General features: G+C 78.7%; 12 protein-coding genes. 11 read left to right on the forward strand and 1 reads right to left on the reverse strand.

Going from position 1 to position 14,095, the window contains the following annotated elements; translation table 11 throughout:
• Nucleotides 1-300: 300 nt before the first annotated feature.
• The 4 genes from uraD to AB8M62_RS16840 are packed head-to-tail and all read left to right on the forward strand — an operon-like array spanning nt 301 to nt 2,544.
• Nucleotides 301-828 carry a 2-oxo-4-hydroxy-4-carboxy-5-ureidoimidazoline decarboxylase gene (gene uraD, locus AB8M62_RS16825; RefSeq protein ID WP_373694977.1) on the forward strand — a complete coding sequence of 176 codons (528 nt, stop codon included), beginning with the start codon at nt 301-303 and terminating at the stop codon, nt 826-828.
• Entirely contained in the window at nt 825-1,148 is a 324-nt protein-coding gene (gene uraH / locus AB8M62_RS16830) for a hydroxyisourate hydrolase (protein ID WP_369053806.1), read from the forward strand. The genes uraD and uraH overlap by 4 nt, the downstream gene beginning before the upstream one ends.
• A gap of 2 nt (nt 1,149-1,150) precedes the next feature.
• Nucleotides 1,151-2,050: a factor-independent urate hydroxylase gene (gene pucL, locus AB8M62_RS16835; protein ID WP_369053807.1), complete on the forward strand. Its 900-nt coding sequence runs from the start codon at nt 1,151-1,153 to the stop codon at nt 2,048-2,050.
• A gap of 5 nt (nt 2,051-2,055) precedes the next feature.
• Entirely contained in the window at nt 2,056-2,544 is a 489-nt protein-coding gene (locus AB8M62_RS16840; RefSeq protein ID WP_373694981.1) for a nucleoside deaminase, read from the forward strand.
• Here AB8M62_RS16840 and AB8M62_RS16845 read toward each other — a convergent pair.
• On the reverse strand, nt 2,538-4,040 hold the full coding sequence (locus AB8M62_RS16845; RefSeq protein ID WP_369053810.1) for a helix-turn-helix domain-containing protein: 1,503 nt from the start codon (nt 4,038-4,040) through the stop codon (nt 2,538-2,540). The genes AB8M62_RS16840 and AB8M62_RS16845 overlap by 7 nt on opposite strands.
• Before the next feature lie 29 nt (nt 4,041-4,069).
• Between AB8M62_RS16845 and AB8M62_RS16850 the strand changes: the two genes are divergently transcribed.
• From AB8M62_RS16850 to AB8M62_RS16880, 7 genes are all read left to right on the forward strand, one after another.
• Nucleotides 4,070-4,912: an FAD binding domain-containing protein gene (locus AB8M62_RS16850; protein WP_369053811.1), complete on the forward strand. Its 843-nt coding sequence runs from the start codon at nt 4,070-4,072 to the stop codon at nt 4,910-4,912.
• Entirely contained in the window at nt 4,909-7,671 is a 2,763-nt protein-coding gene (locus tag AB8M62_RS16855) for a molybdopterin-dependent oxidoreductase (RefSeq protein ID WP_369070287.1), read from the forward strand. Before AB8M62_RS16850 ends, AB8M62_RS16855 begins: the two co-directional genes overlap by 4 nt.
• Entirely contained in the window at nt 7,664-8,842 is a 1,179-nt protein-coding gene (locus tag AB8M62_RS16860) for an XdhC family protein (RefSeq protein WP_369070288.1), read from the forward strand. Before AB8M62_RS16855 ends, AB8M62_RS16860 begins: the two co-directional genes overlap by 8 nt.
• Nucleotides 8,839-10,245, forward strand: coding sequence for an allantoinase AllB (gene allB / locus AB8M62_RS16865; protein WP_369070289.1), 1,407 nt, complete (start codon nt 8,839-8,841; stop codon nt 10,243-10,245). Before AB8M62_RS16860 ends, allB begins: the two co-directional genes overlap by 4 nt.
• Nucleotides 10,246-10,358: 113 nt before the next feature.
• The gene (pucG, locus tag AB8M62_RS16870; protein WP_507237571.1) at nt 10,359-11,597 is read left to right on the forward strand and encodes a (S)-ureidoglycine--glyoxylate transaminase; all 1,239 of its coding nucleotides are present in this window, start codon (nt 10,359-10,361) and stop codon (nt 11,595-11,597) included.
• Nucleotides 11,594-12,886 (forward strand): allantoate amidohydrolase, encoded by a 1,293-nt coding sequence (locus AB8M62_RS16875; RefSeq protein ID WP_369070290.1) that lies wholly within the window; start codon nt 11,594-11,596, stop codon nt 12,884-12,886. The genes pucG and AB8M62_RS16875 overlap by 4 nt, the downstream gene beginning before the upstream one ends.
• Before the next feature lie 65 nt (nt 12,887-12,951).
• Nucleotides 12,952-14,088, forward strand: coding sequence for an amidase family protein (locus tag AB8M62_RS16880; protein WP_369070291.1), 1,137 nt, complete (start codon nt 12,952-12,954; stop codon nt 14,086-14,088).
• Nucleotides 14,089-14,095: the final 7 nt, after the last annotated feature.

Raw genomic sequence — 14,095 nt, forward strand, 5'->3', positions numbered from 1 at the left:
CCGCCCCCCCCCCGCCCCGCGGCGCCCCCCCCGGCGGCGCGCCCCCCCCCCCCCCCCCCCCCCCCCCCCCCCCCCCCCCCCCCCCCCCCCCCCCCCCCCCCCCCCCCCCCCCCCCCCACCCGCGGGCGAGCGCGGGAGCGGACGTGTTTCCGGCGGGTTTCCGGCGGGTTCCGCGGGCCGCACCGCTTGGTGGTTCCGACGACGCCGCGCGCCCGGGCCACCGGAACGTTGGAGGTCCGGCCGCTGCGCCGCGCCGCCCCGGCCCGGAACACTGGCCGTCCCCCACCCGCAGGAGGACCCGTGGTGAGCACCACCGAGCGGGGCGCTCGCGGCCCCGCCGCCGTGAACGCCCTCCCCGACGACGAGTTCCGCGACCTGCTGCTGTCCTGCTGCCGCGCCCCCCGGTGGGCCGACGCCCTGGTGGCGCAGCGCCCGTTCGCCACCGCGACCGCGCTGCTGGACGCCGCCGACGCGGAGCTGGCCGCCACCGCCGAGGAGGACGTGGACGCCGCGCTGGCGGCCCACCCCCGCATCGGGGAACGGTCGGCGGAGGCGTCCTCGCGCCGCGAGCAGGCCGCGGCCCTGGCCGCCGACCCGGCCGTGCTCGAGGAGCTCGCCGCCGGCAACCGCGCCTACGAGGCCCGCTTCGGCCACGTGTACCTGGTGCGCGCGGCCGGCCGCGGGGCGGAGGAGCTGCTGGCGCTGCTGCGCTCCCGGCTGGGCAACGACCCGGCCACCGAGCGCGCCGTGCTGCGCCGCGAGCTCGCGCAGATCACCCGCCTGCGGCTGGAGCGGGTGCTGGCCGGCGCCCCCGGACCGATGTCGTGACGACCCTGTCCACCCACGTCCTCGACGCCGTCACCGGCACCCCCGCGGCCGGTGTCGGCCTCGTCCTCACCGGCCCCGGCGGCGACGTCCTGGCGCGGGGCCGCACCGACGGCGACGGCCGCGCCGGCCTGGGCGCCGACCTCGGGGCCGGGCCGCACCGGCTGGCGTTCGCCACGGGGGAGTGGTTCGCCGCCGCCGGGCGCGAGACGTTCCACCCGGAGGTCGTCGTCGCCTTCACCGTCACCGCGGACGGGCCCGCGCACCTGCACGTGCCCCTGCTGCTGTCGCCCTTCGCCTACTCCACCTACCGCGGGAGCTGACCGTGCCGATCGTGCTGGCGGACCACCGCTACGGCAAGGCCGAGAACCGGGTCGTCCGCTTCCGGCGGGACACCGCGCGCCACGAGGTCGTCGACCTGAACGTCACGACGACGCTGCGCGGTGACTTCGCCGACGCGTACCTGCGCGGGGACCAGTCGAAGGTCCTGCCCACGGACTCGCAGAAGAACACGGCGTACGCCTACGCCGCCGCGGACGGCGCCAGCACCGTCGAGGGGTACGCGCTGGCCCTCGCCCGCCACTTCGTCGACGACGTGGCCCCGGTCAGCGCCGCGCGCGTCGACGTCGAGGCCTACCCGTGGACGCGGGCGCGGGTCGGCGGCACCGAGCACGACCACACCTGGGTGCGCTCCGGCCCCGAGGTCCGCACGGCCGCCGCCGTCGTCAGCGACGAGGGCGGGGACCGGGTCGTCCACCTGCTGGCCGGCCTGAAGGACCTCACGCTGCTGAAGTCCACCGGCTCGGAGTTCCGGGGTTTCCTCGTCGACGGGTACACGACCCTGCCGGAGGCGGAGGACCGGGTGCTGGCGACGTCCCTGGACGTGACGTGGCGCTACGCCCCGGCGGCCGTGGCGGACGGGTTCGACGTCGACGCCGCGCACGCGCGGGTCCGCGAGGCGGTGGTCGAGCAGTTCGCGACGCTGCGCTCCCTGGCCCTGCAGCAGACGCTGTGGCACATGGGCCGCTGCGCCCTGGAACGCGTCCCCGAGGCGGTCGAGGTCCGGCTGTCGGCGCCGAACAAGCACCACTTCGCCTACGACGTGGCGCGCTTCGGCGTCCCGGACCGCGGCGAGGTGTTCCACGCCGACGACCGCCCCTACGGGCTCATCCGGGCCGTCGTCGCGAACGACGAGTTCCCCGCGGCGCCGGAGGCGTGGGCGTGAGCGGCGTGGGCGTGAACGGCGTGGAGGGTGCGGACGCGCGCTTCCTGGACCGGGCCGTGGAGCTGGCGACGCGCAACGTCGCCGAGGGCGGCGGCCCGTTCGGCGCCGTGCTCGTGCGCGACGGGCAGCTGCTGGCGACGGGCCAGAACCGGGTCACCCGCGACAACGACCCCACCGCCCACGCCGAGGTGCAGGCCATCCGGGACGCGTGCCGGCGCACCGGCACGTTCTCCCTGCACGGCAGCACCCTGTACTCCAGCTGCGAGCCGTGCCCGATGTGCCTGGCCTCCTCGCTGTGGGCGCGGGTGGACCGCGTCGTGTACGCCGCCGACCGCCACGACGCCGCCCGCGGGGGTTTCGACGACCGGACCTTCTACGAGCTGTTCTCCACCGACCGGGCCTCGTGGTCGACCGCCGTGCTCCAGCGGCGCACGGCCACCGCCACCGACCCCTTCGACGCGTGGCTGACCAGCACCGCGCGCGTCGACTACTGAGGGGCCCCGCCGTGCCCGTCCGGGAGAACGCCGGGACCGCCGGGGTCGTCGTGCCCGTCGAGGTCGTCGTGCAGCCGCAGGGCCACGTGCACGTCGGCGAGGTCGGCGACGTCGCGCAGGTCCCGGCCGAGCAGCTCCTCCAGGCGGCCCACCCGGTACCGGACGGTGTTCTGGTGCACGTGCAGGGCCTGCGCGGTGCGGGTGGGCGAGAGGCCGTGGCGCAGGTGCGCGCGCAGCGTGGTGAGCAGCTCGCCGTCGCCCAGGACCGGCCCCAGCACGCGGCGCGCGAACGCGGCGCGCTCGCGGGCCGGGACGGTGCGCAGCAGGTCCACGACCGTGCCGGTGGCGCTGTCCTGCACGACGGCGACGGGACCCGCGGTCCGCTCGTGCGCGGCGGCCAGCGCGCGACGGGCGCCGGCCACCGCGTCCTCGCCCCCCTCGCCGGCGCGGCTGACACCGACGAGCAGCCGACGGGCGCCGAGGGAGGGCGCCAGGCGCGCCAGGCGCCGGCGCAGCAGCGCGAGCAGGTCGGGGCGGCTCTGGACGACGGCGGTGGCACCGCTGGAGGTGACCTGCACCCGGTGCGGCACGTCGGCCAGGGCGTCGGCCAGCGCGCGCGCGGACCACGCCCCGCCGGCCAGGGCCACCACGACGTCGCCCCGCGGGGCCGGCGGTGCCGCGGCCGTGCGGCGGTGCACCGCGACCGCCCCGGCGAGCGCGTCCAGCAGCGCGCCCGCCGCGGCGGGGGCGCCGGCGTCGGTGAGCACCCACCAGCGCTCGGCGGGGTCCTCGGCGGCCACCGGCCGCACCTGCGCCGCACCGGCCACCAGGTGCACCAGCGCCGGGGCGGCGGCCGCGCGCGCCCCGGCGCGCACGGCGTCGTCGACCTCGTCCTCGCGCAGCGGCACCGGTCCGGGCACCACCTGCCGGCCGGTGGCCGACAGCACGCGCACGGGGCCGCCCACGTGCGCGGCGACGTCCTCGGCCTGCTCGGCCACCGGGCGCCCCTCGGCCAGGCCGCGCAGCAGCCGCAGCAGGGCGCCGTCGTCGGCCGGCCCGGTGCCCGCACCCCCGCCCGCACCCCCGCCCGTCCCCGGCGCGACGGCGGCGGCCACGCGCGCGCTGACCTGGTGGAACGGCAGGTCGGCGGGCACCGCGAAGACGGGCAGCCGGTGGCGGCGGGCGGCCAGCACGACGTCCTCGGGCACCTCCCCGAGCAGGCCCTCGCCGACCGCGAGGGCGCTGGCCCCGGCGTCGGCGACCGCGGCGACGAAGCGCTCGCTGTCGCCCTCGTCGCGGCGCCACGCCAGGCCGGTGAGCACCAGGTGGGCCACGCCGACGTAGCGGCCGGGCTCGAGCAGGTCCACGGTGCTGGTGCCGGTGACGGGCCGCTGCAGCGCCGCCGCTTCCCCCGCGATCATCCGCAGCCCGGCGCCCGGGCCCGCGGACCCGTCGCCGTCCGGTCCCGGCAGCAGGTCGCGGACCCGCACACGCACCTCCACCGTCTCGAGGGGGGCTCGCGCCCGTGGACCTGAACGCGGTCGAGGACATCATCCCCGTGCGGGACCGCGCCGCGCTGGCCCGGGCGCACACCGGCGCGGCCGGCACCGCCGTCCTGGCCGGGGGCACCTGGCTGTTCTCCTGCGAGCAGCCGCACCTGCGCGTCCTGGTGGACCTGACCGCCATGGGCTGGGAGCCGTGGACGGTCTCGGCGCGGGGCCTGCGCCTGGCCGCGACCTGCCCGGTGGCCGAGCTGGCCGCCGTCCCGGCCCGCCCGGGCTGGGCGGCGCACCCGCTGCTGCGCTGGTGCGTGCGGGCGCTGCTGGCCTCCTCCGCGGTGCGGTCGGTGGCCACCGTCGGCGGCAACCTGTGCACGGCGCTGCCGGCGGGCGCGGTCACCTCCCTCGCGGTCGCCCTCGACGGCGCGGTGGAGCTGTGGGGCCCGGACGGCTCCACCCGGCACCTGCCGGTCGAGGAGCTCGTGGTGGGTGACGGGCGGACCGCGCTGCGGCCGGGGGAGGTGGTCCGGGCGCTCGACCTGCCCGAGCGGGCGCTGCGCGGGCGCACCGCCTCCCGCCGCACCTGCCTGCAGCGGCTGGGCCGCTCGGCGTCGCTGGTGACCGCCCGCGCCGACGAGGACGGCGCGTTCACGCTCGCGGTGACGGCGGCGACGTCGCGCCCGGTGGTGCTGCGCTGGCCGGCCGCCCCGCCGGCCGGGCGGGCGGTGCGCGACGTGCGCGCGGCCGTGCAGGAGGGGCCGGGGTGGTTCTCCGACGTGCACGGCGACCCGGACTGGCGGTGCGCGGTGACGCTGCGCAGCGTCGCCGAGGTCGTCGAGGAGCTGGACCGGCCGGGAGGTGCCTCGTGAAGCTCACCGTGGACGGGACGGCCACCGAGGTGGAACCGCGGCCGGGCCAGTGCCTGCGCACCCTGCTGCGCGAGGGCTCGTGCACGGCGGTGAAGAAGGGCTGCGACAGCGGCGACTGCGGCGCCTGCACGGTGCTGGTGGACGGCGCGCCGGTGCGCTCGTGCCTGTACCCGGCGCTGCGCGCCGCGGACCGCGAGGTCACCACCGCAGCGGGCCTGGCCCCCGCGGGGTGCCTGCACCCGGTGCAGCAGCGGTTCGTGGACGCGGCGGGGTTCCAGTGCGGTTTCTGCACGCCGGGGATGGTCGTCACCGCGGCCGCGCTGGACGAGCGGCAGCGCGCCGACCTCGACGAGCACCTCAAGGGGAACCTGTGCCGCTGCACCGGGTACCGGTCCGTGCGCGAGGCGGTCGCGGGCGACCGGGACCCCTCGACGCCCCCGCCGGCCCGCAGCGGCGCGGTGGGCGAGGCGGTGAGCGCTCCGGCCGCGCACCGCGTCGTCACCGGCACCGAGCCGTTCACCCTCGACCTCGCCGACGGCGACGTCCCGCCCGGGCTGCTGCACGTGGCGGTGCTGCGCAGCCCGCACGCGCACGCCCGCGTCCGCTCGATCGACGTGCGCGCGGCCGCCGCGCTGGAGGGGGTGCACCTGGTCCTGACCCACCACGACGTCCCGCAGGTGCTGTTCTCCACCGGCCGCCACCAGGACCGCCTCGACGACCCCGACGACACCCTCGTGCTCGACCCCGTCCTGCGCCACCACGGCCAGCGGGTCGCGGTGGCCGTGGCGGAGTCCGTGGCGCTCGCGGAGGAGGCGCTGCGGGCGGTCGTCGTGGACTACGAGGTGCTGCCCGCCGTCCTGGACCCGCACCGGGCGGGCGAGCCCGGTGCGCCGCTGCTGCACGCCGACAAGGACGCCGACGCCAGCCGCATCGCCGACCCCGGCGCGAACCTCGTCGCCCAGCTGCACAGCGAGGTCGGCGACGTGGCGTCCGCGTTCGCGGCCGCGCACACCGTCGTCGAGGGCACCTGGCGCACTCAGCGCGTCGCGCACCTGGCGCTGGAGACGCACGGCGCCGTCGGGTGGCTGGACGAGCGGGGGCGCCTGGTGGTGCGCAGCAGCACGCAGGTGCCGTTCCTCGTGCGCGACGAGCTGGCCCGCGTCCTGGACCTGCCGCGCGAGCGGGTGCGGGTGCTCGCCGCCCGCGTGGGCGGCGGTTTCGGCGGCAAGCAGGAGATGCTCGTCGAGGACCTCGTCGCCCTGGCGGTGCTGCGCACCGGCCGGCCCGTGCAGTACGAGACCACCCGCCGCGAGGCGCTCACGGCCCTGCCGACGCGCCACCCGATGAGCGTGCGGGTGCGCCTGGGCGCGGACGCCGACGGGACGCTGACGGCGCTCGCGGTGGACCTGCTCTCCGACGCCGGCGCCTACGGCAACCACTCCCCGGGGGTGATGTTCCACTCCGTGCACGAGTCGGTGGCCACGTACCGGTGCGCGAACAAGCGCGTGGACGCCCGGGCCGTCTACACGAACTCCGTACCCTCGGGGGCGTTCCGCGGGTACGGCCTGGGGCAGGTCGTCTTCGCCCTGGAGTCGGCGCTGGACGACCTGGCGCGCGAGCTCGGCCTCGACCCGTTCGCGGTGCGGCGCAGGAACGTCGTCGTCCCCGGCGACCGGTTCGTCGCGACCACCGACCCCGCCGTCACCGGTGAGGACGACGGCCTGCGGTTCGGCAGCTACGGCCTGGACCAGTGCCTCGACCTCGTCGAGCGGGAACTGCCGCGCGGCGGCGACCCCGTGCCCGACGGGCCCGGCTGGCGCACGGGTTCCGGGATCGCCCTGTCAATGATCGCCACCGTGCCGCCGCGCGGGCACGTCGCGGAGGTCTCCGCGGCCCTGCTGGCCGACGGGACGTGGGAGCTGAACGTCGGCACCGCGGAGTTCGGCAACGGCACGACGACCGTGCACACCCAGATCGCGGTGCAGGCGCTGGGCACGACCGCCGACCGGTTGCGGTTGCGCCAGGCCGACACCGACGTCACGGGCCACGACACCGGGGCGTTCGGTTCCGCGGGGTCCGTCGTCGCCGGCCGTGCGCTGCTGACCGCCTGCGAGCGCCTCGCGGGGCAGGTGCGGGCGCTGGCCGCTGAGCGGTTCGGGGCGGACCCGGCCGAGGTCGTCCTGCACCCGGACGGGGTGCGCTGCGGGAACCGCACCGCGACGCTGGCGGACCTGCACGCGCAGGCGGTGCGCGCCACCGGCCGCGGGCCGCGGGCCGAGGGCCGCGACGACGCGGCGCTGCGCTCGGTGGCGTTCAACGTCCAGGGGTTCCGCGTCGCCGTGCAGCCGGCCACGGGCGAGGTGCGGGTCCTGCGCTCGGTGCACGCCGTCGACGCGGGCGTCGTGCTGAACCCGGTGCAGCTGCGCGGGCAGGTCGAGGGCGGTGTGGCCCAAGCGATCGGCTCGGCCCTGTTCGAGGAGGTGCACCGCCACCCCGACGGCAGCCCGGCCACGACCTCGTTGCGCGAGTACCACGCCCCGCGCGCGGCCGACCTCGGCGAGACGCAGGTCCTGTTCGCCGACACCGTCGACGCCGTCGGCCCGCTGGGGGCGAAGTCGATGAGCGAGGCCCCCTACAACCCCGTCGCCCCCGCCCTGGCGAACGCGGTGCGCGACGCCACCGGTGTGCGCCTGCGGGAACTGCCGATGCGCCCGGACCGGGTGTGGCGCGCGCTGCGGGAGGTGGCGGAGCGTGCGTGAGCTGTTCGGCGACCTGCGCCGGGTGCTGGCCGCGGGCGAGCCGTTCGCCGTGGCGACGGTGTTCCGCGTGGAGGGCTCGGCGCCGCGGCCGGCGGGCGCCTCCCTCGTCGTCACCGCGGACGGGGCCGTGAGCGGCAGCGTCTCGGGCGGCTGCGTCGAGGGCGCGGTCTACGAGCTGTGCCGGCAGGCCCTGGAGGACGGGCGCGCCCGCACCGAGCGGTTCGGGGTGGAGGACGGCGTGGACGACCCGTTCGCGGTCGGGCTGACCTGCGGCGGCACCCTGGACGTCCTCGTGCGGCCGGTCGCGGGGGCGGACGCGGACCTGCTGCGCCGGGCCGTCGAGGCGGACGCGGACGGGAGGGCCGTGGTGCTGGCGACCGTCGTCGGCGCTGCGGGCCCGGCCGGGGCGGCCCCGCTGGGACGGACCCTGCTCCTCGAGGACGGGCGGGTCGTGGGGAGCCTGGGCGACCGGGTGCTCGACGAGAGCGTCGCGGGCGCGGCGGCCGGTGCTCTGCGGGACGGCGGCTGGGACGGCAGCCGGGACGCCGGCGGGTCCCTGGTGCGCGGGGGCGCCGCCGGGTGGCGCGCCGGGGTGGAGGTCCTCCTCGAGGTCGTCGCCCCGCCGCCGCGGATGCTGCTGTTCGGCGCCGTCGAACCGGCGGCGGCGCTGAGCCGGCTGGGGAGGTTCCTCGGCTACCGCGTGACCGTGTGCGACGCCCGGGCCGTCTTCGCGACCGCCGCCCGGTTCCCGGACGCCGACGAGGTCGTCGTCCAGCGCCCCGACGCGTACCTGCGCGCGACGGCCGTCGACGGGCGCACGGTCGTGTGCGTCCTCACCCACGACGAGCGGTTCGACGTGCCGGTGCTGCGGGAGGCGCTGCGCGGGCCGGCTGGGTTCGTCGGCGCCCTGGGCTCGCGGCGCACGCACCGCGACCGCCTGGCGCGGCTGGCGGCCGCGGGGGTGGGGCCCGGGGAGGTCGCGCGGCTGTCCTCGCCGATCGGGCTGGACCTGGGCGGGCGGACCCCGGAGGAGACCGCCCTGTCGATCGTCGCGGAGGTCGTCGCGGCCCGGCGCGGCGGCAGCGGGGCGCGGCTGAGCGGTACCGCCGGGCCGATCCACCGCGCCGGCGCGTCGCCGGCGCTCGTCGAGGAGGTGCGCCGGTGCTCGTGAGCGGTCGGACGGACGGGACGGCGGTGCCGCCGGTGCCGCCGGTGGGCGCTGCGCCGCGCGCGGACGTGGTGGTGCGCGCGGCGCGGGCCGTGGTCGGCGGGGCGGTGCGGGCGGTGTCGGTGGCCGTGCGCGACGGGCGGGTCGTTGGGCTCGAGGCGCTGGAGCACCCCTGGGAGGCGGCGCGGGAGGTGGTCCTGGCCGCCGACGAGGTGCTGCTGCCGGGGCTGGTCGACACCCACGTGCACGTCAACGAACCCGGCCGCACCGCGTGGGAGGGTTTCGCCTCCGCGACCCGCGCGGCGGCCGCCGGGGGGATCACGACCCTGCTGGACATGCCGCTGAACAGCGTGCCGGCGACCCTGGACCCGGACGCGCTGGCCGCCAAGCGGGCCGCGGCCCGGGGGCGGTGCGCGGTCGACGTCGGTTTCTGGGGTGGTGCGGTCCCCGGCAACGCCGGCCGGCTCGCGGCCCTGCACGAGGCCGGGGTGTTCGGGGTGAAGTGCTTCCTGCTCGACTCGGGGGTGGAGGAGTTCCCGCCGCTGGACGCGGACGGCCTGCGGGCGGCGATGACCGAGCTGGCGCGCTTCGACGGCCTGCTGCTGGTCCACGCCGAGGACCCCGACCAGATCGCCGCCCACGCCCACCCCGGGGGCCGGCGGTTCGCCGACTTCCTCGCCTCCCGGCCGCCGGTCGCCGAGGCGCTCGCGGTGCGGGCGGTCGTCGAGGCCGCCGCCCGCACCGGCGCCCGGGCGCACGTCGTCCACCTGTCCTCCGCGGCGGGGGTGGCCGAGGTGCGCGCCGCCCGGGCGGCCGGGACGCGGCTGTCCGCGGAGACGTGCCCGCACTACCTGGTGCTCGACGCCGACGCGGTCCCCGACGGGGACACCCGGTTCAAGTGCTGCCCGCCGGTGCGCGGGCGGGCCGAGCGGGACGCGCTGTGGGACGGGCTGCTGGACGGCACGATCGGCTGCGTCGTCTCGGACCACTCCCCGTGCACGGTGGAGCTGAAGCGCCTGCGGGAGGGCGACTTCGGCACCGCGTGGGGCGGGATCGCCTCGGTGCAGCTGGGGCTGCCCGTCGTGTGGACCGCGGCCCGCGAGCGGGGGATCGGGCTGGAGACCGTCGTGGGCTGGATGTCCTCGGCCCCGGCCGACCTGGCGGGCCTGGACGACCGCGGCCGGATCGCGGTGGGCGCCGTCGCCGACTTCGCCGTGTTCGCGCCCGAGCAGGAGTGGACCGTCGACGCGCGCGCGCTGCGGCACCGCAACCCGGTGACGCCCTACGACGGGCGCGCGCTGACCGGTGCCGTCCGCTCCACCTGGCGGCGCGGGGAACGGGTCGACCTGGACGGCGAGGCCCGCGGGCAGTTGCTGGAGCGCCCGCCGGGCGCGGGGAGAGGGTGAGCGCGGTGGACGGCCGAGGAGTTCGTCGAGGAGTCCGGGAGCGGGGGTCGCTGGTGGGGGAGCCGTCGAGCGGGGTCGGTGTCGCGCAGCCGGCGCTGCGCGACACCCGTCTGCTGCGCACCGCGGTCGGTGCGCCGGTGTCGCCGCCGCCGCGGCTGCTCATGGGTCCCGGTCCCGTCACCGTCGACCCGCGGGTGCTGCGCGCGATGTCCGCGCAGCTCGTCGGGCAGTACGACCCGGCGATGACGGCGTACATGGACGAGACCCGTGCCCTGTACCGGGAGGTGTTCGCGACGGACAACGAGGCGACCGTCCTCGTCGACGGCACCTCCCGCGCCGGGATCGAGGCCGCGCTGGTCTCCCTCATCACCCCCGGCGACACCGTCCTCGTGCCGGTGTTCGGCCGCTTCGGGCACCTGCTGCGCGAGATCGCCGAGCGCTGCGGCGCCGACGTCCACGTCCGCGAGGTGCCGTGGGGGACGGTGTTCACGCTCGAGGAGCTCGAGGCGGCCGTCCGCGAGGTCCGCCCGTCGCTGGTCGCCCTCGTGCAGGGCGACACCTCCACCACGATGAACCAGCCGCTGGAGGGCGTCGGCGCGCTGTGCCACCGCTACGGCGCCCTGCTGTACGTCGACGTCACCGCGTCGCTGGCGGGCAACTCCTTCGAGATGGACGCCTGGGAGGTCGACGCCGCCACGGCCGGGTTGCAGAAGTGCCTCGGCGGCCCCTCCGGCAGCGCCCCGCTGTCGCTGTCGCCGCGGGCGGTGGAGGTGGTCCGGCGCCGGCGCAGCGTCGAGGCGGGCCTGCGCGCCGACCCGGGCCCGGGCGGGCGGACCGCGGTGGGGGACCTGCGGATCCGCTCCAACTACTTCGACCTCGCGATGGTCCTCGACTACTGGGGCGAGGAGCGGCTGAACCACCACACGGAGGCCACCACGATGCTCTACGGCGCCCGCGAGTGCGCCCGGCTGCTGCTGGAGGAGGGCCTGGGCGAGGTCGTCGCCCGGCACCGCCTGCACGGGGCCGCGATGCTCGCCGGGGTCCGCGGGCTGGGCCTCGCCGTGTTCGGCGACGTGGAGCGCAAGATGCACAACGTCGTCGCCGTCCACGTCCCCGCGGGCGTCGGCGCCGACGCCGTGCGCGCGGAACTGCTCGACGACTACGGCATCGAGATCGGCACCAGCTTCGGCCCGCTGGCCGGGCGGGTGTGGCGCATCGGCACGATGGGCTACAACGCCCGCAAGGACGCCGTGCTCGTGACGCTCGCCGCGCTGGAGCAGGTGCTGCGCCGCCACGGCGCGCCCGTCGAACCGGGCGGCGGAACCGCTGCCGCGCAGGAGGTGTACGCGTGAGCGCGGCGACCGGAGCCGGCGTTCAGCGGGACGCGCGGCAGGGCGTCCGGCACGACGCCGGCGCCGGCGCCCGGCGGGTGCTGGAGCGCTGCGACGAGCTCGCCGCGGTCTCGGCGCTCGCGCACGGCATCGAGCGCGTCCACCTCTCGCCCGAGCACGCGCGCGCCAACGCGCTGGCCGCGGGCTGGGTGCGCGAGTGCGGGGCGCGCACGTGGACCGACCAGGCCGGCAACCTGTGGGGCCGGCTGGAGGGCCGGGAACCCGGCCTGCCGGCCCTGGTGCTCGGCTCGCACCTGGACACCGTCACGGACGCCGGGCGCTACGACGGCGTCCTGGGGGTGCTCAGCGCCGTCGAGGTCGCCCGGCGGCTCGCCCCGCGGGCCGGGGACCTGCCCTTCGCGCTGGAGCTCGTGGCGTTCTCCGACGAGGAGGGCACCCGGTTCTCCACCGCCCTGACGGGCAGTTCCGCCGTCGCCGGGACGTGGGACGAGGCCTGGTGGGAGCGCCGCGACCGCGACGGCGTCACGGTGCGGCGGGCGGCCGAGGAGTTCGGGCTGGACCCCTCCCGGATCGGCGAGGCCGCCCGCGCGCCGCAGGACCTCGTCGGCTACCTGGAGCTGCACATCGAGCAGGGCCCGCTCCTGGAGGCCGCCGGCCGCCCCCTCGGGGTGGTGACCTCCATCGCCGGGGCCCGGCGGTTCGCCGGCCGCGTCGTCGGGGAGGCCCGGCACGCCGGCGGCACCCCGTACCCCGCGCGCCGCGACGCCCTCGTCGGGGCCGCCGAGGTCGTGCTGGCCGTCGAGCGCCTCGCGGTCCAGCGCGGCGGCATCGCGACCGTCGGCCGGTTGCAGGCGCACCCCGGCGGGGTCAACGTCGTGCCGGGGCTGGTCGAGTTCTCCCTCGACGTGCGCGCCGAGCGCGACGAGGACCGCGACGCCCTCGTCGCGGCGGTCGAGGAGCACGCGCGGGGAGTCTGCGCCGAGCGCCGGCTCGGGTTCGAGCTGACCGAGGTCCACCGCGCCGCGGGCGTCGGCTGCGACGCGGACCTGACGGCCTCGGTGGTGGCCGGGATCGCCGCCACCGGCGACGCGGACCCGCTGCGGACCTGGTCGCGCGCCGGGCACGACGCGATGGCGGTGGCCGCGGTCACCCCGGTCGCGATGCTCTTCGTGCGCTGCGAGGGCGGTGTCAGCCACGCCCCCGCGGAGGCCGTCACCGCCGCCGACGTGGCGGCCGGACTGGACGCCCTCGAGGCGGCGGTGCTCGACGTCGCCGCCCGCCGCGCGTGAGCGCGCCGGGGCCGCGGGCCGCGCCGGACCCCGGCGCGCTCACCTGGCGCCCCCCGGACGGCGCGGTGCCCCTGCCCGCGGGCAGCGGGACGGGGCCGCTGGCCGGTGTCCGCGTGGCGGTCAAGGACGTCGTCGCCGTGGCGGGGCAGCGCACCGGCGCCGGGGTGCCCCGCTGGCTGGAGCGGGCCCTGCCCGCCGCGGCCAGCGCCCCCGCGCTGCAGGCGCTGCTGGACGCCGGCGCCGTCGTCGCCGGGCTCGCCCGCACCGACGAGCTGGCCTTCTCCCTGCTGGGCGTCAACGCCCACCACGGCACCCCGCCCAACCCGGCCGCGCCCGGCCGGGTCCCCGGCGGCTCCTCCTCCGGCTGCGCCGCGGCGGTGGCCGGCGGCGCCGCCGACCTCGGCCTGGGCACCGACACGGCCGGGTCGCTGCGCGTGCCCGGCTCCTGGTGCGGCCTGCACGCCTGGCGGCCCACCCACGGCGCCGTCGACACCACCGGCGTGCTGCCGCTGGCCCCCTCCTTCGACACGGTGGGGCTCCTGGCCCGCGACGCGGGGCTGCTCGCCGCGGCGGCGCGGGTGCTGCTGCCCGGTGCGTCCGCGCCCGCGCGGCGCCCGGCGGCCCTGCTGCGCAGCCGCACCCTGCTCGGGCTGGCCGAGCCCGCCACGGCGCGGGCGGTCGAGGCGGCGCTGGCGGCGCTGGCCGAGCGGACGGGCCTGCCCGTGCGCGACGTCGGCGACGACGTCACCGCCGACGAGGCCGGGGAGTGGGCGGCCGCCTTCCGCACCGCGCAGGCCGCCGAGGCGTGGGCCGCGCACGGCGCGTTCGTCACCGCCGAGCCCGGCGCCCTGTCCCCGGCGGTCGAGGCGCGGTTCCGGGCGGGCGAGCGCACCGGCGCCGCGCAGCTCGCCGCGGCGCGGGCGGTCGTCGAGCGCACCCGCGCCCGCCTGGACGCGGTGCTGGAGGACGGGTGGCTGTGCCTGCCGAGCACCGCGACCCCCGCGCCGCCGGTCGGCGCGCCACCGGAGCTGCTCGAGGCCGTGCGCGCCGGGACGCTCCCGCTGACGACCCTGGCCTCGCAGACGGGGGTGCCCGCGGTCGGCCTGCCCGCGGGCAGGGCCGGCGGGCTGCCCGTCGGCCTGTGCGTGCTGGCGCCGCGCGGTGAGGACCGCTCGCTGCTGGTGCTGGTCGCCGGAGGCTGACCCGCGG

Source organism: Kineococcus terrestris (assembly GCF_041020755.1).
Lineage (GTDB): Bacteria > Actinomycetota > Actinomycetes > Actinomycetales > Kineococcaceae > Kineococcus > Kineococcus terrestris.